Genomic DNA, 20,164 nt, shown 5'->3' with positions numbered 1-20,164 from the left:
TAGGAGCTGGCTTGCCAGCGAAGGCAGTGTGTCTGACACACCGCGTCGCTGCGTTCGCCAGCAAGCCGGCTCCTACAGATTTGTGTATGGCGCAGGCCTTGTAGGAGCTGGCTTGCCAGCGAAGGCGGTATGTCTGACACACCGCGTCGCTGCGTTCGCCAGCAAGCCGGCTCCTACAGATTTGTGTATGGCGCAGGCCTTGTAGGAGCTGGCTTGCCAGCGAAGGCAGTGTGTCTGACACACCGCGTCGTTGCGTTCGCCAGCAAGCCGGCTCCTACAGATTTGGTGGATGGCGCAGGCCTTGTAGGAGCTGGCTTGCCAGCGAAGGCGGTGTATCTGACACACCGCGTCGTTGCGTTCGCCAGCAAGCCGGCTCCTACAGATTTGTGGATGTTAGTTGCCCCACAAAATCACGGTTTGCGAACCAGACCGGCCTTTACTTGACCAGCCGTGTTTCCTTGGACGGCCGATAACCGAAATACGAGCTGTAGCACTTGCTGAAGTGGCTGGGCGAAACGAAACCACAGGCAACCGACACTTCGACGATGCTTAACGTGGTGTGCTGCAGCAAGCGCCGCGCTTCAGTGATCCGCAAGTCCATGTAATAGCGCTGCGGAGTGGTGCCCAGTTGTTCCTTGAACAGGCGCTCGATCTGCCGCCGGGAGCGGCCCGCGTATTCACAGAGTGCCTCCATCTCCAGTGGCTCTTCGAGGTTGGCGTCCATCAGGTTGACCACCTCACGCAACGGGCCACAGACCGAGGCATTCAGCGAGGGCTTTATACGCCGGTAACGCGAAGCCTCGAATGCCAGAATATCTTCAATGCCGTCGGTCAACGCCTTGTCGTGCAAACCCCTGATCCATTCCAGCGCCATGTAGAACGTACCGTTTGGACTGGAGGCGGTCAGGCGGTCGCGGTCCACTACATAGGCTTCGCTGGTGACTTGGGTGAGCTTGGCGATTTCCGCCAGTGCGGGGCGATGTTCGGGGTGGATCGCGCAGCGATAGCCATCCAGCAAACCGGCGCGCCCGAGAAACCAGGCGCCATTCCACACCCCCGCCAGAGTCACGCCCAGTTCGGATGCCCCGTGCAAGAGGTTGATCAACGCCTCGTCGGCCTTGAGCGCGGTGCGGTACCCGCCACACACCACCAGCAAGTCCAGCTCCTGAATCTCGGCGTGACTGAGGCAGGCATCGGGTCGAATCACCAGTCCCAGATCGCTGATCACTTCCCCTTCAGTCAAGCCAAAGGTCTTCGTTGAAAACAACTCGGGCCGCAGCAGGTTGGCGGTGATGACCGTATCGAGCGCTTGGGTGAACGCCGGCAACGAGAAATGTTCCAGCAGCAGAAAGCCTGCCCGGGCGCGGACTGACTGGCCTTCATGGTCATTGAGATAGCGCAGGTTCTTGCCCTTCATGCCACCGCTGAACTGACGTCGCTCTACCAACGCACGCCTCGCTTCGTCGTGATGACGAACATGTGATTTAACGCCTTGATACCTGCCACTCCTGACCACCAGAACTGAAGCCTGCGATCTCCAAATCGCTCGTTGCAGCCTGTTTACGCACATTCAAACCCGTGAGCAAGTGAATCACTCTCGCTGGACCTACTCATCGCCCCTGCCTACGCTTGCCCAAGCGATATCCGCGCAGGCCCGCCCATGCGCAGGACCGTGGTGCTCATTGTGCTCTTGCTGACGGCTTGCACCCACACCCCGAAAGCCAGGGATTGAAGGTGTCCAATCTGCATAACTTGACCGAGCCGAAGATCCAGTTCCTCGGTGTCGGCGGCTGGCTGCTGCACTGGAAACGCGAAGGTTTGCTGCTGGCGCCGTCTTTCAGCAACCCGGCAAGCCTGGGCATTACGGGATTTCCCGCGCTCACGGTGCAAGCAAACACTGCGAAGATCGACCAGTACATGCCTGTTGCAACGGATGTGAAGATGCTGCTGGTCGGCCACGCCCACTACGACCACTTGCTGGATGTCGCTCATGTAGTGAGGAGCAAGACACCAAACGCCATCGTCTAAGGCTCGGAAACTGTCCGCCACATCTTGCACGCCGACATACCCGAGGTGCACACCGTCGTGCCTGGCCGCGCCCAGATCAGCAACAGCAAGGACCCGAGTTGGCGAGGCACCGGCCGCGACGGGTTCTGGTGGGGCACTGGGAAAACTTCTTCGGCAACGACCTGGAGAAACCGGCCCGGACCATTCCCCTGCAAAACTATTGGGGGCTGGTCAAACAACTGAAGGATTACGATTACGTGGTGCCTGAACCTTTTTCGGAAGTGCCTTTGCCGCCGCCGCTTTAACGACAGACGTCGTATTTCTTGCGGATTCGCGCTATTTGGAGGCCGCGCCCGCTGCTCAGCACACTGCCAGTGCTAGTGATGTCTCGACCGGCACTGACCATCAGGTCGTTGGCAGCTTCAATGCGCGACGCACTGTCGATGTATTCGCGATGCTGAAAGAAAAAAAAAAAGGGAATTATTTCTCTCTTTTTCCTACTCCAGTGGCAAAAAAATCCCCTTTTTTCACGCAAACGGGCTGACCTCAGGCGTCAGTCGGCCGACGCACCGCCCTCACCCGCCCACTGCTGCCACCCCCACAGAAAAACCGCTCGCCACCGTCGGATTCAAGCCCCGACACACCGATGCCGGGCGGCATCTTCAGGCTTTCCAGCACCTCGCCGGTTTTCGAATCGATGTGGCGCAATTCGCTTTCATCCCCTTCCCACGTGCCGTGCCATAGCGCGTCTTCGACCCAGGTCACACCGGTGACAAACCGGTTGGATTCGAGGGTGCGCAGTATCGCCCCGCTCTCGGGATCGATCTGATGGATTTTCCGCTCCCGATACTGCCCGACCCACAGCGAGCCTTCCGCCCATGTCAGCCCCGAGTCGTTGCCACCACCGGGGGCCGGAATCGTGGAGAGTACGCGGCCGGTCTGAGGGTCGACTTTCTGGATACGGTCCTCGGCGATCTGGAACAGATGCTTGCCATCGAATGCGGTGCCGGCATGGGCCGCGACATCGATCGTGCGCAGGGTCTTGCCGCTTTCGGGGTCCAGTGCGTGCAACTTATCGGTGGTTGCAAACCACACCTGCTGACCGTCCCAGGTGAGGCCGTGTACATCGTCGACACCTTCGAAGGGACCATATTCTCGAATGATTTCGGCGGCTGACTGTTTCATGTTGGTGTTCCTCAACAGGGGTTAGTGGCGTTCATCCTAGCCACCGGGCAGCGGAACGGGGAGTAACAAGGTCGTCGCGAAACCGGGCACTGGGGTGTCAGCCAGCGGCGTGCCCGACCATGGCCGAACGACTGTACCTTTCCCTGGGCTGCCAGCGTATCGAGGGTCCGTTGCACGGTGCGCTGGCTGTTCCCAAGCGCCAGTGCCAGGGCTGAGCTGGACCACGACTCTGCGTCGCTGAGCAAGGCGAATACCGCTGCGTATTTTTCTTCGACCGGCGGTGTGAGCAGCACAACGTCGGGAGAAACCTGCGGGACCAATGCAAAGCCGCGTTTGGTTGGGACTACGCCGGCCAAGGGTTTCAACGCCGCGCGCAGCCGGCCGATTTCGACCCGCAAACGGGCACGATGGGATTCATCGCTGAGTTTCAAGCGAAAGGCCCGGGCGATGAGTATTTCCCGCGGCACATCATCTGGCCAGGCTTGCGCCAAAGTTCGCACGAGAGTGAACAGGATCGGTCGTGTCGATAAAGACACCGACATGCCGGCGCCACGCACGACGTATCGACAGGCGTCCACCACCAGCGATGTCGAGTTAAGCAACGCTTCGACTTCGTCGAGCAACAAAGGTCGTTCTTCACCTTGGGCCAGCAAACATGCGGCGGGACTGTCGAGCATCCGCACGGCATTGTCGACTTCCGCCAACAGTGCGGGAATGGCGGACTGCCGGGCGGCGATTTCGGCCCTGGCAAGAGCTGCACGCGCTGTTTGCGAATGCAGGTGCCGCATGGCGATCCCCGCCGCCACCAGTTCATGGGTGGCCCGCAGTGGCGGCGGCATGGTTGCCGGGTCAAGTCGAGCGAGTTTTTCCTGGGCCTCATCCAGCTGCCCGATCAGCAACAGGCGGCGGATGTCCAGATACTGCGCATGGGCAGCGTTCACCCAATCACCGTGAGCCTCCAGCGTGAGCCGCGCCGCGTCGAGCGCTTTCACGGGCCAGCCAAGGTCCCGGGTCGCCAATGCGATCTCGGCTTCGGCGACAATGCACCGCGCCCGCGCTACCGCCTCTTTCGGCCCGAAGGCCCGCGCCGCCCGACGCACCAGCGCCCTGGCCCGCACCAGATCACCCAGTTGCGCCATGGCGATCCCGCGCAGCGCAACGCCGGTGCATCCTCGCGCAGCGCCACGCAGTCCAGCGCGCCGAGCGGATCGCCAGATGCCAGTGCTTGTGCTGCGGCTGTGATCAGCGAGTCCATTGCAGTCCTGCCATGGGGGGCACTCCATTGTCGGATAGTCGTTGTTGAGTCTATCTGAGGCTATTCGAGACTTTCTGTGCTGGTGCTGACGCCATCGCAGGCAAGCCAGCTCCCACAGGATCTATGTTAGACACCTGCCTTATGAACGCCATCAATTGTAGGAGCCGGCTTGCTGGCGATGGCGGTGGGTCAGGCACTGCATTGTCGACTGGACTGACGTCTTCGCCAGCAAGCCGGCTCCTACAGGGGTACGCCTCCCGACCACTCGTCGCCAAGGTACACAAATACCCCTTGACGCCGATCCGGTTCTGCGGGAATATTATTTCCATCGGATGCGATCTAAACGCACACGACACTAAATCAAACCCAAGCGCACCATCGAGGATTTACCCCATGAGCAAGATCGAAAAAGTCCTGGCTTCCGGCAAAACCCACACCACCCTCAGCCGCGCTGGCTACACGTCGCGCGGCCATAACGGCAACCTCGACATCGAGCTCTCGTCTCCTGGCGATACCTCACCGACCCACGTGTTTACCGCCACCCAGCCACACCCGAAAGCCGAGCAACTGTTCGCCGGCGCATGGTCGGCCTGCTACACCGCCGCCGTCGGGCTGGTCGCACAGGAACGCAACATCGTGCTGCCAGCGGATATGGCCGTCGACATCGAAGTCGACGTGGGCCAGACTGGTCCGGCCTACTTCCTTCAGGCCCGACTGACCCTGCGTGTGCCGGGGCTGGCACATGATGTTGCGACCGAACTGGCGCACATCGCAGATTCCATCTGCCCCTACTCCAAAGCAACACGCGGCAATATCGACGTTGCCCTGAACGTTATTACGGCGTGATTTGTAATTCCAGCACATATATCGCATGCGATACATACGCATGCGATCAACACAAGTTGTAAACCTGAGGAAATCATCATGAGCAAGATCGAAAAGTACTGGCCAGCGGCAAACCCATACCACCCACAGCAGCGCCGGCAACACCTCGCGCGGCCATAACGGCAGCCTCGACATCGAACTGTCGTCGCCCGGCAGCGCAACACCGGCGCACGTGTTCACCGGCGTCCAGCCGCACCCCAAAGCCGAGCAACTGTTCGCCGGGGCGTGGTCGGCCTGCTACATCGCTGCCGTCGGCCTTGCGGCCCAACAAATGAAAGTGACACTGCAGCGGATGTGGCGGTCGATATCGAGGTTGATTTGGGCCAGACCGGCGCGGAGTACTTCATCCAGGCTCGCCTGACCCTGAGCGCACCGGGCCTGCCACAGGACGTTGCCACCGAAATAGCACACATCGCGCACTCCATCTGCCCGTACTCCAAGGCAACCCGCGGCAATATTGATGTCGCCCTGAATGTCGTCACCGCGTAACTCGCCCCACGGCCGGTTCGCCAGGGATTTCCCCGGCGAACCGGCTGTCGGTCTTTACATGGCTTGAACCAGGGATTCGAGCTCTTCCGATACCATCGCATCCGACGTATAGTTCCAGTCTCGCAAGATTGGCCAAAGAGAACGTCCATGAAAACCACCGACAAGCCATCCGCCCTGGATCTAAAGCTCTCCGACTTCCTGTGTTTTGCGGTCTATTCCACCAACCTGGCGTTCGGCAAGGCCTACAAGCCAATGCTCGAACGGCTCGGCCTGACCTATACGCAATACATCACCCTCGTTGCACTGTGGGAGGAAGACAACCAGACCGTTGGCAGCCTCGGTGAAAAGCTGTTTCTGGAATCCAACACCCTGACGCCGATCCTGAAAAACTCGAGGCTATGGGCTATCTGATGCGCCAGCGCGACCCGGCAGACGAACGCCAGGTGCGCATCAGCCTGACGAAGGAAGGTCGAAAACTGCGCGAAGGCCTGACGGAAGATGGCTTCCCGCAAACCGGCCTTGACCCTGATGACTTTGTGAACATGCAAAAGGCCGTCGTGGCGCTGCGCAACAACCTTATTCGGATGACGAATACCCGGTAGGAGCGAGCTTGCTCGCGATGGGCGCCAACGATAACGCGTGCTGTCTGAATGATTGCGTTGTCTGGACGTCCATCGCGAGCAAGCATTGCTCCTGCAACGTCGAGGTACATTCCTAAAAATCAGGCAGGCTGTCAGGCCGCCTTCGCTGGCAAGCCAGCTCCTACAAGGGATTGGGTGTACCCGCAAAATCAGGCAGGCTGTCAGGCCACCTCTGCGGGCATAAAAAAACGCCAGTCCCGATCGAGACTGGCGTTTCTTGAAGATGGCAGGGGCGGCTGGATTCGAACCAACGCATGGCAGGATCAAAACCTGCTGCCTTACCGCTTGGCGACGCCCCTGCAAATGTTGCGATGAGTGCCTGGCACTCGACTCCTGATTCACAGCCTGTTTAATGGCCTGTGCTGGAATGCGCGGAAATTTATCAACTTTTGTTTCGTCTGGGAAGCCCCATTGCCCATATTTTTTCTTTTAAAACAGCCACTTGTTGTACTCGAAACCGAGAATAGCGGGCAAAGCAGACAATCTCACCGTTAGCGCCACTTAAACAACCGACATTTTTTCGGTCAGGTTTGCTGCAAATACGCCAGGAAACGGCGCTGGAACAGCATCGTATGCTCGTGCGCAGCCTGTTCGGCTTCGTCAGGCTTACCGGCCGCGATGGCATTGACGATTTCATCGTGGTCGCGACCTAGCCGGGTATTGGTCCTGGCGGCGGCGCTGACGATGTAGTCGAAGTGCAAATGCAACAGGCGCTGGCCTTCTCCCAGCAGTTTTTCGTAGTAACTGATGAAGTACGGATTTTTCCCGGCCTCGGCAATCGCCATGTGAAAGGCCTTGTTGGCCTCGGACATGGCCTGAAATCACCGCTATCAACCGCTTCCAGATAAGCCGCGTCAGCGTTGCGAATGCGCTGCAGGTCTTCATCGGTGCGTTGCAGTGCCGCCAGGCGGGTCACCGCGCGCTGAATCAGATCCAGAGCGGAAATGTAGTTGGGGAATTCTTCGATTTCGAACGGTGTCACCAACGTCGTGCGGTTAGGCAGGATGGTGACCAGCCCCTCACTGATCAAACGCGCCAGCGCATCACGCACCGGCGAGCGGGAAAGCCCGAATTGCGCCGCCAGCGACACCTCGTCCAGCGGCATGCCGGGCTTGAGCTTGAGCGTCAGGATCTGCTTGCGCAGTTCTTCGTAGATATAGCGACCGCCATGGCGTTTCGCACCACTGGCGACTTCGGACGTTTCTTTGCTCATAGGATCATGTTCTCAGTGATGCAGGCCAGTCATCCAACCAGCCCGCAACTTTAACACTGGCCCGGGAATAGTTAAAACCCTCACCCCAGGTATCGCTCAGCATGAAGCCTGCTGCCAGGGGATCATCCGGGTCGACGCCGATCTGGTGTAGCCCATATATCCAGGCACGCCCGGTGATTCTCGGCAGCACCGCCGGTTTGCCACCGACTTCCGTCAGGCCCAGCAACTCGACCGCGAACTCGCCGCCGATGGTGGATCGCGAGGTGAGCTTGTCACCAACATCCACCAGGCCCCGGGCGCTGAGAGTTGCAAGGTTAGCTGAACTGCCGGTCCGCAGGGCGAGCGGTCAACCCGTCCCGGAGGTAGCGTGGTACAGGTCTGGTATGTCTTCGCGTCGAGTCGATGACGGAACATCACATAGGCCACCTCGTTGAGTTCCTTGAATAACGGGTGACTGATGTTCACTTGCTCGTTGATCAGCCCTTTCAAGCGCACACCCTGCGTTGCCAGTGCTCGTGCGTTCTGGGGGGCGATGGTCAAACCGACCTGGTCAACGTCAATCAAGGCGTAGTAAACGCCGCCGAAAGCGATGTCAGCCTTGATCAAACCGAACTCGGGAGTCTGGATCGGCGCGTCCAGCTGTTCGACAAAGGACGGCACCATATCCAGGGACACGCGTTGGCAGCGCCCGTCCTCGCAGACAGCGCGAGCCGTCACCAGACCGGCCGGCGTATCCAGCACCACGGTGGTCATGGGCTCTTCCATCGGCACCATGCCCAGTTCCAGCAAGGCCGTCACCACACAGATGCAATTACTGCCCGACATCGGGTGCGCCTTGTCCGCCTGTAGCACGATAAATCCCGCCTGTGCTTCGGGCCTGGTCGGTGGCAACAGCAGGTTCACCGACATTTGCAGGCAACCGCGCGGCTCGAGAATCACCAGCCTTCTCAGGCTATCGTCGACTTCGTTGATGTAGTTCATCTTGTCGAGCATGGTCTTGCCGGGAATATCAATGACCCCGCCGGTGATGACCTTGCCGATCTCGCCTTCGCAGTGCACATCGGCCATTTGCAGCGTTTTCTTCCAGCGCATGGCAGGCTCCTTTACTTGATGTACCAGCCCCATGGCTGCTCACTGTCATAGCGGGTGATCTGCTTGGTTTCCAGGTAATTGTTCAAGCCCCACTCTCCCAGCTCACGGCCTATACCGCTTTGTTTGTAGCCACCCCAGGGGGCTTCGGTAAAGGTCGGTTGCGAGCAATTGATCCAGACGATACCCGCGCGCAGGCGACGAGCGACGCGTTCGGCTCTGACCAGGTCGCGCGACATCACAGCGGCGGCGAGGCCGAAGCGCGAGTCGTTGGCACTGCGCAATGCCTGGGCTTCATCGTCGAAAGGGCGCACGCACACCACGGGCCCGAAGATCTCCTCGTTCCAGATCCAGCTGTCCTCTGGCACATCGGCAAAGATCGCCGGCGTCAGGAAATAACCCTTGTCGCAGTTCGCCGGACGCGTGCCACCGGTGAGCAGCGTGGCGCCCTCCTCCCGACCACGGGCGATGGCTTGCAGCACCTTGTCATATTGACCGCGACTGACCAGAGGTCCGAGCAATACGCCTTCGTGCATGCCGTTACCAATGTTCAGGCTTTGGGTCTGTTCGACCAGACGCTTGAGCAGCGGCTCATACAAATCCCGCTGCACCAACACTCTTGAGGTTGCCGAACACACCTCGCCCTGATTCCAGAAATCCCGAACATGATCCATTCGACCGCCGCTTCGATATCGCTGTCATCGAAGATGATGAAGGGTGACTTGCCGCCCAGTTCCAGGCTGACGTTTTTGATATCCCGGGCCGCGGCTTGCATGATCCGCGTGCCGGTGGGAACGCTGCCGGTAAACGCCAGTTTGTCGATACCCGGGTGCTCGCTCAGGGTGCACCTGCATCCGCACCGAGGCCAGTCACGACATTGAGCACACCGGCAGGCAAACCGGCCTGATGGGCAATGTCCGCCAGTTCCAGCGCCGTCAGCGGCGTCAGCTCCGAGGTTTGAGCACCATGCAGCAGCCGGCGGCCAGTGCCGGCGCGACTTTCCAGGCGGCCATCAGCATCGGGAAATTCCAGGGGATGATCGCCCCGGCGACACCCACCGGCTCTTTGCGAGCGATTGAACTGAAACGCTCGTCGGCCAGCGAAATATTCTGCTCGCGATGACCATCAAGGCCGGCGGCAAGGTCGGCATAGAAATCAAAGCAGCCCGCCGTATCACCGATGTCCCACAGGGCTTCAGGCAGGGGTTTGCCGTTGTCCCGCACTTCAAGTTCGGCCAACTCTTGCTGACGTTCGCGAATGCCGCTGGCGATGGCCCGCAGAATCGTCGCACGCTCGGCGCCGGTCATTTGCGGCCATGGACCGTCATCAAACGCACGGCGCGCGGCGTTTACCGCCAGATCAATATCTTCTGCAGTACCGGCAGCGACCTGGGTGATAACCGACTCGTTGCCCGGATCAATCGTGGCAAAAGTGCCGCCATGCTTTGGGCGGACCCACTGGCCGTCGATATAGAGCTGGTCACGGGATTTCATGCATGGCCTCCAACAAGGGCAAAACGCTTGGCGTTAAAAGGGCTCAGGTCTTGGGCGGGTGTGCGCCCGGCGACCATGTCGGTAATAAGGCGTCCGGTGGTGGCGCCCAGGGTCAGGCCGAGCTGGCCGTGGCCGAACGCCAGGAACACATTCGACAAACGGGCGCTACGGTCGATGACGGGTTTGGTGTCGGGCAGAAATGGACGGTAGCCGACGCCGTATTCGATGTTGTCCAGTTGCAGTCGGGGAAGGATCTTGCGGGCCTTCTCGAGAATGATGTCGGCACGCTTGAAGTTGGGCTCGGCATTCGGCCTGCAAACTCGATGGTCCCACCGATCTGCAGGCCACGAGTCATCGGGCTGAAGCAAAAGCCGCCATCGGCATAGATCACCGAGTGACGAATCTCCACTCCCGGATTGGGCAGCAACACTTGATAACCGGCAATCCCGGCCAGCGGAACCTGGGCACCGAGTTGCTCGAAAAACTGCCGAGAGCCCGTCCCGGCCGCGATCACCACATGATCGGCGGCCAAGCGTTCACCGTTGGCAAGCGTGACGCCGCTGGCACGATCAGCCACTTCGTCGATACGTTTGACCTGCCCACGCACCCGAACCCCGCCCTGATCGATAAAGCTCTGGGTCAGTGCGGCGATAAACCCTTTGGTATCGCTGACTGCGCGCCAATCCGAAAACAACAGGCCATGGCTGAATTTGCCGGACAGCGACGGTTCAAGATCGGCAATTGCGCCGGCGTCCAGCACTTGTGACTTGAAACCCAGCGCCTTGCGCAGCTCCAGATGATCACGTTCGTGCTCGATGCCTGAAGGCGTATCGAATACCTCGATAATCGGCCGCTCGCCCATCAGCGTCTTGTCCGGGCAAGCCTCCAACAAAGGCGCATAGTCTTCGAAGACATGATGCGTGAGGGTCGCCATGTCCTGGGCAATCTCGGCGATCTTCGAGCGCCGGGCACAGGCCAGAAAACGCAGAAACCACGGCAGAATGCCTGGCAAGGCACTGGGCCTGAGCGCCAGCGGCCCTTTCTGATCGAGCAGCCAACCCGGTATTTTTTTCAGAATCCCAGGTTTGGACAGCGGAATGACTTCGCCGACCGCCATCTGCCCGCAACTCCACTTGGCAGTGCTGTCGCCCGCCGCAGCCGGGTCGACCAAAGTGACCGCATAACCTTCCCGTTGCAGATAAAGGGCACAACAGACGCCAACGATTCCCCGCCGACCACGACAGCCTTTTCCAGCTGGGCAGGTGTTTGTGCAACGGACTGCATAGGCGTCATAGGGAGGTCTCTTGAGCTGAGGCTGGAGCGGCATAATCTTCCAGGCTGAAGCCGTCCCACCAGGGTTGGGTATCGTCGACAATAAACTCCGCGCGCCCGGTGATCCACGCCCGTCCTTCGATACTGGGGCGAATCGCAGCGCGGCCGTCCTCCAATTCAAGCTGCTGTGCGACACGACCGATGAAAAAACTGCCAATGAGGCTTTCATGGCGATAGGCCGAGCCTGCGGCCAGCCAGCCGCGGGCAAAGCGCTGGGCGACCCGGGCCGAGCTGCCGGTGCCGCAGGGGGAGCGATCGATAAGACTCGCACCGGCAATGACCACCGCCCTTCCCTGAGACTCGTCCGACAGTGGCGAACCTGTCCACATGCAGTGGTTGACGCCTCTGATCGCCGGATTTTGCGGATGAACCACCTCCACAGACCGGTTGATCAGATCCTGTATTTCGCGCCCCCATTCCAGCAGTTGCTGCGGGCTGAAATGCTCACAACCCGGATAGTTGGGTTGCACTTCGATAATCGGATAAAAGTTGCCGCCGTAGGCAATGTCGACCTTCAACGACCCCAGTGGCGGGAAGTCGATGGTCAGGTCGCGGTGCAACAGGAACGACGGAACGTTGGTGAAACACACCGAACTGATTTTTTCGCCGCTGCGGGTGTAAGTGGCGTGAATCTGCCCGGCCGGAACATCCACCACCACCGTTCCCGGTATTTTTGGCTCGATCAGCCCGGACTCCAGCGCGAAGGTTATTGAGCCCAACGTGGCATGCCCGCACATCGGTAGACAACCGGAGGTTTCGATGAACAACAGACTGAAGTCACTGTCCTCGCGCATCGGCGGATAGAAGATCGTGCCCGACATGTGCGAATGGCCTCGCGGTTCGAGCATCAACGTGCGGCGGATCCAGTCGTATTGCGCCACGAAATGTTCACGCCGCTCGCTCATGGTTGTGCCTTTGAGCTGCGGGGCTCCGGCGATCACCATGCGTACAGGCATTCCCTCTGTGTGGCCTTCAATGCAGTTGAATACGTGTCGGGTCATCTCATCTCACTCCGTAGAGCCGCACCGGCCTGCGTGGCGACCGGCGCGGCAGACACCATCAGGCAGTCATTTATCAGCGCATGGCCAGTTCAAAAGCCTTGCGGAAACCGGCCTTCTCCTCGGTGGTCAGCGGTTGCAACGGCATCCGTGCATTGCCGGCATCGAAACCTGCCAACTCACAGCCGTACTTGACCTTCTGAATGAATTTGCCTGATTCCATGTCGGCCAATACCGGGAACAGCGAACGCACGATGGCCTGGGCACCGTCCTGGTCGCCAGTGGTGTATTTGCTGTAGAAGTCGCAGACCTGTTGGGTCAGGCAGTTGGCCGGACCGCAGATCCAGCTGGTCGCGCCCCACAGGAAAAAGTCGAGGGCCTGGTCGTCGGAGCCGCAAGACAGCTGATAGTTGTCCTTGTAGGTGTTGCCGATCTCGATGGCGCGCAGCAGGTTGCCGCTGCTTTCCTTGATCGCAATCACGCGTTTGTTGTCCTTGAACGCTTCCAGCACGCCGAAGCCGACTTCAACGTTGGTGCGTATCGGGTAGTTGTACAACACCACATTGATGTCCGGTGCGGCATCGAGAATGGCCTGGTAGTGACCGATCAGCTCTTCCTGGGACGGCAATGCGTAGTACGGCGGCGCGATCAGCAAGTTGGTATAGCCGGCATCGCGGGTCTGTTTGACCTGCTCGATCACCTCACGGGTGCAGGAGCCGTTGGCACCGGCAATCAGCACACCACGGTCACCCACCACTTCACGCACGGTGGCCAGAATCTGCCGACGCTCTTCATTGGTCAGCGCGTAGTACTCACCGGTCGAACCCAGCGGCACGAAGCCTGTGACGCCTGCCTTGAGTTGATACTCGATGATATTGGAGAGCATGTCGTAATTGACCTTGCCGGCCTTGTCGAACGGTGTGACCAGAGCAGGCAGGATGCCTTTGAGTTGAGTCATTGCAGACACTCCACGGATTTGGATACGAGGGTTGGGGTTAGTACGCATAACGACGCAGCATCCGCGTCTCGACCACGCCGACCAGACGGGTCAGCGGGAACGCCACGAGGAAATAAATGACAGCTACTGCCGAGAGAAACTCGACCGGACGGGCCGTGCTGTTGGAGATGTTCTGGCCGACGAACATTAGGTCGGCGATGCCCACCGAGGAAATCAGCGCGCTCTCCTTGAACAGCGAAACCACGTTGGAGAGCAGTGGCGGAATGCCGCGCAGCAAGGCTTGGGGAAACACCACGAAGACCGTTTTATTCCACGAAGCCAGACCCAGCGCGACGCACGCATCGTGTTGCTCGCCAGGAATGGATTTGAGCGCGCCACGGAAGGTCTCGCTGGTGATTGCGGTCATGTACAGAGTCAGCGCCAGCAGCACCGACAGGTAGGGCGGGATATCAACGCCGAATACCACCGGGAAACAGAAAAACACCCAGAACAGCTGAATCAACAACGGTGTTCCGCGGAACAGTTCCACATACAGCCCGGCCGGCACGCTTAACCAGCGATGACCGCTGGCGCGCAACAGGCTCAGGAGGAACCCGCACACACTGCCCAGGATCGCGCAGCCGACGGTGAATGCCAGCGTCAGCGCCAACCCCTGCAGCAAGGCTTGCCAGTAAGAAAGCACCACGGTGAAATCAAGGTTCATGACAGTCTCCTCAGCGCGCGAGCGCCGCGTCCTGACGCCGTTCCAGCCACTGCACAAACTGAGCGATGGGCAGCGACAGGGCGAAGTAGATGAGCGCGATCAGCGAGTAGGTTTCCAGCGGGCGGTAAGCCTCGGTGGCGATGCTTTTGCCGACGTACATCAAGTCCCCACCGCCACGATCGCCACCAGGGCACTCTGCTGCAGGATCGAGATACCGTTGGTCATCAGCACTGGCACGGCACTGCGCAACGCCTGGGGAAGAATCACGTAGAGCGTGCGCTGCCAGGGGCGCAGGCCCAGGGCGACGCAGGCGTCCAGGTGTTCACGGGGCACGGCCTGAACGCCGGCCCGATAGGCTTCGGCGTTGAACGCTGTCAAGTTCAACCCAAGGGCGAGCACGCCCATGGTGATCGGGTCGATGAACACGTCAAAGAGCATCGGCACGCAATAGAAGAACCAGACGATCTGCAACAGCACTGGCGTGCAGCGGAAAAACTCAATGAAAAGCTGTGCCGGCCAACGCAGGAAAAACCAGCGGCTCAAGGTCAGCAGACACAGGCCAAAACCCAGCACCAGCCCGACGATGTTCGACACCAGCGCCAATTGCAGCGTGACTTTCAGGCCCTCCCACAACAGACCGAAGTTGCCCTGGAGAAAGTTGAAGTCGAATTGATAATTCATGATCGCGCTCCTAAATCCAGTTGCATCAATCCAGTTGCATCAATCCAGGTGCAGCACTTTTTCCAGAAACTCGCGGGTGCGCGGTTCCCTGGGCTGGGTGAACAACTGATCGGGATGGCCTTGCTCGACCACTTTGCCGTTGGCGCAAAACACCACGCGGGTGGCGATATGCCGGGCGAAATGCATGTCGTGGGTGACGATGATCATCGCCATCTTCTGCTCGGCCAGTTGCAGCATCACGTTCTGCACCTCGATGACCATTTCCGGATCGAGCGCCGAGGTGACCTCGTCGAACAGCATCAACTTGGGTTCGAGCATCAGCGCCCGGGCAATGGCCACGCGTTGTTTCTGGCCGCCTGACAGTTGGCTGGGGTAAACGTTGAGTTTGCTTTCCAGACCCAACCGGGCGAGCAACGCCCTGGCTTTTTCGGTTGCTTGGGTTTTCGACAGGCCATGCACTTTCATCGGGGCCAGAATCAGGTTGCCCAGCACCGACAGGTGCGGAAACAGGGTGTAGTGCTGAAACACCATGCCCACCTGGGTTTGCAGTGAGCAATCCATTGGCTTGCCTTTGCCCCGGGCATTGCCATCGATATAGGGCTTGCCCTGGAAGCGGATGGTGCCGCCTTGAATGCTTTCGAGGCCCATCATCACCCGCAGCAAGGAGCTTTTGCCGCTGCCGCTGGGACCGATGATGACCAGTCGATCATCGGCGCGCATATCCAGGTCCAGGTGGTCCATCACCACCAGGTTTTCGCCGTAGGATTTGTACACGTCACGCAGTTGAATGAACTCGCCGCAGGGCGTTTCGCGCACGTGCAGAGGCCGTGCCGGCACCGCTGCCAGATTGGAAGCTTTCATTGATCATTCTCCGGGAGCGCGCAGCCCGCCGCGCGCTCGACATCGGCAGGGTTTACTGAGGGGTTTTGTCGGCGTTGGCCAGTTGCGAAGCCTTGTCGACCAGGGCGTCGATCTCGCCGGTCTCGCGTCGCTGGGAGATGTAGATGTTCAGCGTCTGCAAGTCAGCGGCACTGACATCACGACGCACGCCGAACGCCACGCCCTGCTTGGCCAGTGCGGGCTTGGGCAAGACTTCCTTCGACCAGCCCGGATTGGCCACGGCGAACAGGTGATTGGTGTCGCTGGCATCGACCAGCACGTCGGCGCGCTTGGACATGACCGCCAGCCTTACTTCATCCATACCCGGCAGGCGCATGATCTTGCCCTGCTTGATCGATCCGGAAATAGCCTTGTCCTGGGCGGTCCCCGACATGACCGCGAAGGTCACTTCAGGCTTGTCGAAATCGGCAAGGGTATTGCCCGCATTCGCCAGTTTCGGGTTGTCCTTGTTGATCAGAAACGAAACCTGGTAGTCCGTGGCCGGCACCGAAAAACCTACTGCGAGCGCGCGCTCAGGGGTCTGGTTAAGCGCCATGGCCATGTCCCATTTACCACCTTGCAACCCGGCCACCAGGTTGTCCCAGTTGGTGTCGACGAACTCGACCTTCACCTTCAACACCTTCTCGCCGAAGTCCCGGCACAGGTCCACGAAATAGCCGCTGTATTCACCAGAGCGGGCATCACGCATGACATAAGGCGCGGCGACCGCCGCTCCGCAACGCAAGACGCCGGCTTTCTGTATGTCTTTCCAGAGTGAAACATCAGCCGCCTGGGCTGGAACTTGACTGAGCAGCGCGCCAATGGCGGATGCACAAACGAGCATGTTGCGGATGGTGCGAGGAAGGAACCGAGCCATTTTGACCTCTCCGATGATTTCGTTCTTGTAGGCAGGAAGGTACAAATCAACATCACTGTGCGCCGTCATGTGTGCAGCGCTGTATGCAGATTAGTTTTGAACGAATCCGGCTGTCAACACGCTTGAAAAAAATTTATCGGGAAAGTGACCGAGCGGTCGCAAGGGGCTTTTGAGGAGAAGGACACGCGGCTTCGTGCAAAATACGACGCAAAACTTGAAATCCAGCCCCCGCCGCGTAAGGCTGTGCAACCAGTAACGTTATGAAAAACCTTTTAAAGAGAAGTGAGGTCCCTGTGCTCAAGTTTCACCGCGAGGCAAACACTCACCGTACTCCCACTCCGCTGCCGGTATTCACCGCATGATCGAAGTCACTGAAGTTTCCATTGCCCAACTGCGCGCCGCGCTCGAATCCGGCCAGACCACGTCGGTCGAACTGGTCCAGGCGTATCTCGCCCGGATCGACGCCTACGACGGTCCCGATACCCCGACCGCGCTCAATGCGCTGGTGGTACGCAACCCCGATGCACTCAACGAAGCGCAGGCCGCAGATGCCCGTCGCGCCAAAGGCCAGACCCTGGGCCCGCTCGATGGCATTCCTTACACGGCCAAGGACAGTTATCTGGTCAAGGGGCTGACCGCTGCGTCAGGCAGCCCTGCATTCAAGGACCTGATTGCCTACCGCGATGCGTTCACCATCGAGCGGCTGCGCGGCGCCGGGGCCATCTGCCTGGGCAAGACCAATATGCCGCCGATGGCCAATGGCGGCATGCAGCGCGGGGTCTATGGCCGTGCCGAGAGCCCGTATAACGCGGCCTACCTCACTGCCCCGTTTGCCTCGGGCTCGTCGAACGGCGCCGGTACTGCCACCGCCGCCAGTTTTGCGGCCTTCGGTCTGGCCGAAGAAACCTGGTCGAGCGGTCGCGGCCCGGCGTCGAACAACGGTTTGTGCGCCTATACGCCTTCGCGCGGGGTGATTTCGGTGCGTGGCAACTGGCCGCTGACGCCGACCATGGACGTTGTCGTGCCATTTGCCCGCACCATGGCCGATCTGCTCGAAGTACTCGATGTGGTGGTGGCCGAAGACGCCGATATTCGTGGTGACCTGTGGCGCCTGCAACCCTGGGTGCCGATTCCGAGCGTCGCGTCGGTGCGCCCTGCGTCCTATCTGGAGCTTGCGGCGAAGGCCGACTCACTGGCAGGCAAGCGCTTCGGCATACCGCGTATGTACATCAATGCCGACCCTGAAGCAGGCACCAGCGATGCGCCGGGGATCGGTGGCCCGACGGGTCAACGCATCAACACCCGCCCTTCAGTGATCAGCCTTTGGGAACAAGCGCGCAAGGCCCTCGAAGCCGCCGGTGCCGAAGTCATCGAGGTCGACTTTCCGTTGGTCTCCAATTGCGAAGGTGACCGTCCCGGCGCGCCGACAGTGTTCAATCGCGGCATCGTGTCCAAGGAATTCCTGCATCACGAGCTGTGGGATCTGACGGCCTGGGCCTTCGATGATTTCCTGCAAGCCAACGGCGACCCGAAATTGAATCGCCTGGTGGATGTCGACGGCCCGCTGATTTTCCCTCACGACCCGGGAACCCTGCCCAACCGCGAGGGCGACCTGGCTGCTGGCATGGACGAATACGTGAAAATGGCCGTGCGCGGCATCACGCCCTGGGACCACATCAGCACGGTGCCTGATGGTTTGCGCGGTCTTGAGCAGACCCGGAAAATCGATCTTGAAGACTGGATGGACCGCCTGGGTCTGGATGCGGTGCTGTTCCCGACGGTCGCCGACGTTGGCCCGGCAGATGCCGACGTCAACCCGGCATCGGCGGATATCGCCTGGAGCAACGGTGTCTGGGTGGCCAACGGCAACCTCGCCATTCGCCATCTGGGCGTTCCAACGGTCACGGTGCCAATGGGTGTCATGCCCGACATCGGCATGCCTGTCGGCCTGACCTTTGCAGGCCGCGCCTATGACGACTCGGCGCTGCTGCGTTTCGCTGCGGCGTTCGAGTCCACCGGCAGCAAGCGACTGATCCCGCCGCGCACCCCGCCGCTGACTGCCGGTAAATGAAATCAATGTGGGAGTAAGCCCGTTTCCACTGTAGGAGCCGGCTTGCTGGCGAAGACGGCAGTCAGGTCAACAATGCAGTGCCTGATACTCCGCCTTCGCCAGCAAGCCGGCTCCTACAGGTTTGCGTGTTTTCCACAACTTCGTGTAAGCGCCGAGCTCGCCGCTGTTCTTGCTCTGGCTCTGGCTTTTGATCTTGCTCTACCTGCCCCGTTTCCATAGGCCGAACGCAGGCGTTGCGCAGTGGGTATCCCGGCCACCCCACTCCATCCCAAACCCTCTAAAGGTCCACCCCACGGGTTTTCATCGATTCACCCCTGCCCATATCGAACATCGCGCCTTGCCCAACGATGGTCGATACTGCCTTTCACCCCCGTACCGAGGAGAAGCAAGATGTCCCTGACTCTGTACTACCACCCACTCTCATCGTTCTGCCACAAAGTACTGATCGCGCTCTACGAACACGGCATCGAATTCGAAAAGCGCATCATCGACCTTTCCAGCGAAACCGACCGGGCGGAACTCGCAGCGCTTTGGCCGATCGGCAAATTCCCGGTGATCCGCGACCACGCCCGTCAGCGCAACGTGCCGGAATCGAGTGTCATCATCGAGTATCTGGACCAGTTGTATGCCGGCCTGCATCAGCTGATTCCCGACGATTGGGACACCGCGTTGCAGGTACGGTTGTGGGATCGTTTTTTCGACCACTACGTCATGGAACCGATGCAGCAGATCGTCGCCGATCGCCTGTACGCCACCCACGGCGACCTGACGAAACAACGCGCCACCCTGCTGACCGCCTACGGCATGCTCGAGCGCCAGTTGGCCTCCAGAACCTGGGTCGCCAGCCCGGACTTCAGTCTTGCCGATTGCTCCGCAGCCCCCGCCCTATTCTATGCCAGCACCCTCGTGCCGTTCCCCGACGATTGCCTGCACTTGAGCGCATACTTCGACCGTTTGACCCAACGACCGTCGTTCCAGCGGGTCATCGATGAAGCCCGGCCATGGTTTTCCTACTATCCATTTGCCGAGGCGATTCCTGTACGGTTTCGCTAGCCGTTGGACAACTTCTATCGACGGTTTCATGACTCTTGGCCCGCGCCTTGCTTTGGCTGATTTCGCCGCAGGGTAACCCCCCCACACTGGTGGAATCGGTGATGATCACGGCTACGCTGTAGGAGCGAGCCCGCTCGCGATGGACGTTAACGATAACGCGGGCTGCCTGAATGATCGCGCTGTCCAAACGTTTTTCGCGAGCAAGCTCGCTCCTACAGGTGCCCTCGTCGTGTAGAACCGCCAGCCGCCGGTATCAAAGAAACGGGTATGCCCCCCATCCCACGATCAGCATTCCCTGCAAAGCCAACCAACCGCAGGGAATCTCCCCAATGTCGGGGGTACTTTCACCCGGACG

15 protein-coding genes, 1 tRNA gene and 7 pseudogenes are annotated in these 20,164 nt (G+C 59.9%); 7 read left to right on the top strand and 16 right to left on the bottom strand.

Annotated elements, in window-relative coordinates; all coding sequences use genetic code 11:
* Window positions 1-436: 436 nt before the first annotated feature.
* Window positions 437-1,447, bottom strand: coding sequence for a GlxA family transcriptional regulator (locus CES87_RS20190; RefSeq protein WP_178081457.1), 1,011 nt, complete (start codon window positions 1,445-1,447; stop codon window positions 437-439).
* A 287-nt stretch (window positions 1,448-1,734) separates the two neighbouring features.
* On the opposite strand from CES87_RS20190, the gene CES87_RS33420 reads away from it, so the two are divergent.
* Both CES87_RS33420 and CES87_RS33415 read left to right on the top strand, forming a co-directional pair.
* Entirely contained in the window at window positions 1,735-2,028 is a 294-nt protein-coding gene (locus CES87_RS33420; RefSeq protein WP_256591015.1) for a hypothetical protein, read from the top strand.
* 98 nt (window positions 2,029-2,126) lie between these two features.
* The gene (locus tag CES87_RS33415) at window positions 2,127-2,312 is read left to right on the top strand and encodes a hypothetical protein (protein ID WP_256591014.1); all 186 of its coding nucleotides are present in this window, start codon (window positions 2,127-2,129) and stop codon (window positions 2,310-2,312) included.
* Window positions 2,313-2,553: 241 nt separating this feature from the next.
* On the opposite strand, the gene CES87_RS20180 is transcribed toward CES87_RS33415, so the two are convergent.
* Entirely contained in the window at window positions 2,554-3,192 is a 639-nt protein-coding gene (locus tag CES87_RS20180) for a PQQ-binding-like beta-propeller repeat protein (protein ID WP_128607489.1), read from the bottom strand.
* Between the two features lie 36 nt (window positions 3,193-3,228).
* Window positions 3,229-4,447 (bottom strand): annotated as a pseudogene (locus CES87_RS20175) (helix-turn-helix domain-containing protein).
* A gap of 393 nt (window positions 4,448-4,840) precedes the next feature.
* Here CES87_RS20175 and CES87_RS20170 point away from each other — a divergent pair.
* The 3 genes and pseudogenes from CES87_RS20170 (at window position 4,841) to CES87_RS20160 (ending at window position 6,423) form a co-directional block, all read left to right on the top strand.
* The gene (locus CES87_RS20170) at window positions 4,841-5,293 is read left to right on the top strand and encodes an Ohr family peroxiredoxin (protein WP_128607488.1); all 453 of its coding nucleotides are present in this window, start codon (window positions 4,841-4,843) and stop codon (window positions 5,291-5,293) included.
* 78 nt (window positions 5,294-5,371) lie between these two features.
* Window positions 5,372-5,821, top strand: a pseudogene (locus tag CES87_RS20165) (Ohr family peroxiredoxin).
* A 147-nt stretch (window positions 5,822-5,968) separates the two neighbouring features.
* A pseudogene (locus tag CES87_RS20160) lies at window positions 5,969-6,423 on the top strand (MarR family winged helix-turn-helix transcriptional regulator).
* 263 nt (window positions 6,424-6,686) lie between these two features.
* Here CES87_RS20160 and CES87_RS20155 read toward each other — a convergent pair.
* The 13 genes and pseudogenes from CES87_RS20155 to CES87_RS20105 all read right to left on the bottom strand — a co-directional run bounded on the left by CES87_RS20155 (window position 6,687) and on the right by CES87_RS20105 (window position 16,685).
* Window positions 6,687-6,761 (bottom strand) — tRNA-Gln (locus CES87_RS20155).
* A 225-nt stretch (window positions 6,762-6,986) separates the two neighbouring features.
* Window positions 6,987-7,247: an FCD domain-containing protein gene (locus CES87_RS33410; protein WP_256591013.1), complete on the bottom strand. Its 261-nt coding sequence runs from the start codon at window positions 7,245-7,247 to the stop codon at window positions 6,987-6,989.
* A gap of 254 nt (window positions 7,248-7,501) precedes the next feature.
* Window positions 7,502-7,567: pseudogene (locus CES87_RS33405) on the bottom strand (hypothetical protein); the annotation flags it as partial.
* A 112-nt stretch (window positions 7,568-7,679) separates the two neighbouring features.
* Window positions 7,680-8,743 (bottom strand): annotated as a pseudogene (locus CES87_RS20145) (proline racemase family protein).
* A gap of 35 nt (window positions 8,744-8,778) precedes the next feature.
* Window positions 8,779-10,257: pseudogene (locus tag CES87_RS20140) on the bottom strand (aldehyde dehydrogenase family protein).
* A pseudogene (locus CES87_RS20135) lies at window positions 10,254-11,584 on the bottom strand (NAD(P)/FAD-dependent oxidoreductase). Before CES87_RS20135 ends, CES87_RS20140 begins: the two co-directional pseudogenes overlap by 4 nt.
* Entirely contained in the window at window positions 11,547-12,590 is a 1,044-nt protein-coding gene (locus tag CES87_RS20130) for a 4-hydroxyproline epimerase (protein WP_128607487.1), read from the bottom strand. Before CES87_RS20130 ends, CES87_RS20135 begins: the two are co-directional and overlap by 38 nt.
* Before the next feature lie 73 nt (window positions 12,591-12,663).
* Window positions 12,664-13,545, bottom strand: a complete 882-nt coding sequence (locus CES87_RS20125) for a dihydrodipicolinate synthase family protein (RefSeq protein WP_128607486.1) — start codon at window positions 13,543-13,545, stop codon at window positions 12,664-12,666.
* Between the two features lie 37 nt (window positions 13,546-13,582).
* Window positions 13,583-14,248: an amino acid ABC transporter permease gene (locus CES87_RS20120; RefSeq protein WP_128607485.1), complete on the bottom strand. Its 666-nt coding sequence runs from the start codon at window positions 14,246-14,248 to the stop codon at window positions 13,583-13,585.
* Window positions 14,249-14,258: 10 nt separating this feature from the next.
* Window positions 14,259-14,408 (bottom strand): hypothetical protein, encoded by a 150-nt coding sequence (locus tag CES87_RS33400; protein ID WP_256591011.1) that lies wholly within the window; start codon window positions 14,406-14,408, stop codon window positions 14,259-14,261.
* Window positions 14,408-14,929, bottom strand: coding sequence for an amino acid ABC transporter permease (locus tag CES87_RS20115; RefSeq protein WP_256591010.1), 522 nt, complete (start codon window positions 14,927-14,929; stop codon window positions 14,408-14,410). The genes CES87_RS33400 and CES87_RS20115 overlap by 1 nt, the downstream gene beginning before the upstream one ends.
* Window positions 14,930-14,968: 39 nt before the next feature.
* Window positions 14,969-15,790, bottom strand: a complete 822-nt coding sequence (locus tag CES87_RS20110) for an amino acid ABC transporter ATP-binding protein (RefSeq protein WP_128607484.1) — start codon at window positions 15,788-15,790, stop codon at window positions 14,969-14,971.
* A gap of 52 nt (window positions 15,791-15,842) precedes the next feature.
* Window positions 15,843-16,685: a transporter substrate-binding domain-containing protein gene (locus CES87_RS20105; protein WP_128607483.1), complete on the bottom strand. Its 843-nt coding sequence runs from the start codon at window positions 16,683-16,685 to the stop codon at window positions 15,843-15,845.
* 358 nt (window positions 16,686-17,043) lie between these two features.
* On the opposite strand from CES87_RS20105, the gene CES87_RS20100 reads away from it, so the two are divergent.
* Both CES87_RS20100 and CES87_RS20095 read left to right on the top strand, forming a co-directional pair.
* Complete coding sequence (locus tag CES87_RS20100) at window positions 17,044-18,756, top strand: amidase (protein ID WP_128607482.1); 1,713 nt, start codon at window positions 17,044-17,046, stop codon at window positions 18,754-18,756.
* A gap of 390 nt (window positions 18,757-19,146) precedes the next feature.
* The gene (locus tag CES87_RS20095) at window positions 19,147-19,809 is read left to right on the top strand and encodes a glutathione S-transferase family protein (protein WP_128607481.1); all 663 of its coding nucleotides are present in this window, start codon (window positions 19,147-19,149) and stop codon (window positions 19,807-19,809) included.
* The last annotated feature ends 355 nt before the right edge of the window (window positions 19,810-20,164 follow it).

The sequence above is a fragment of the Pseudomonas sp. ERMR1:02 genome (genome assembly GCF_002277815.1).
GTDB lineage: Bacteria > Pseudomonadota > Gammaproteobacteria > Pseudomonadales > Pseudomonadaceae > Aquipseudomonas.
This window is presented reverse-complemented; position numbering and strand designations above follow the sequence as displayed.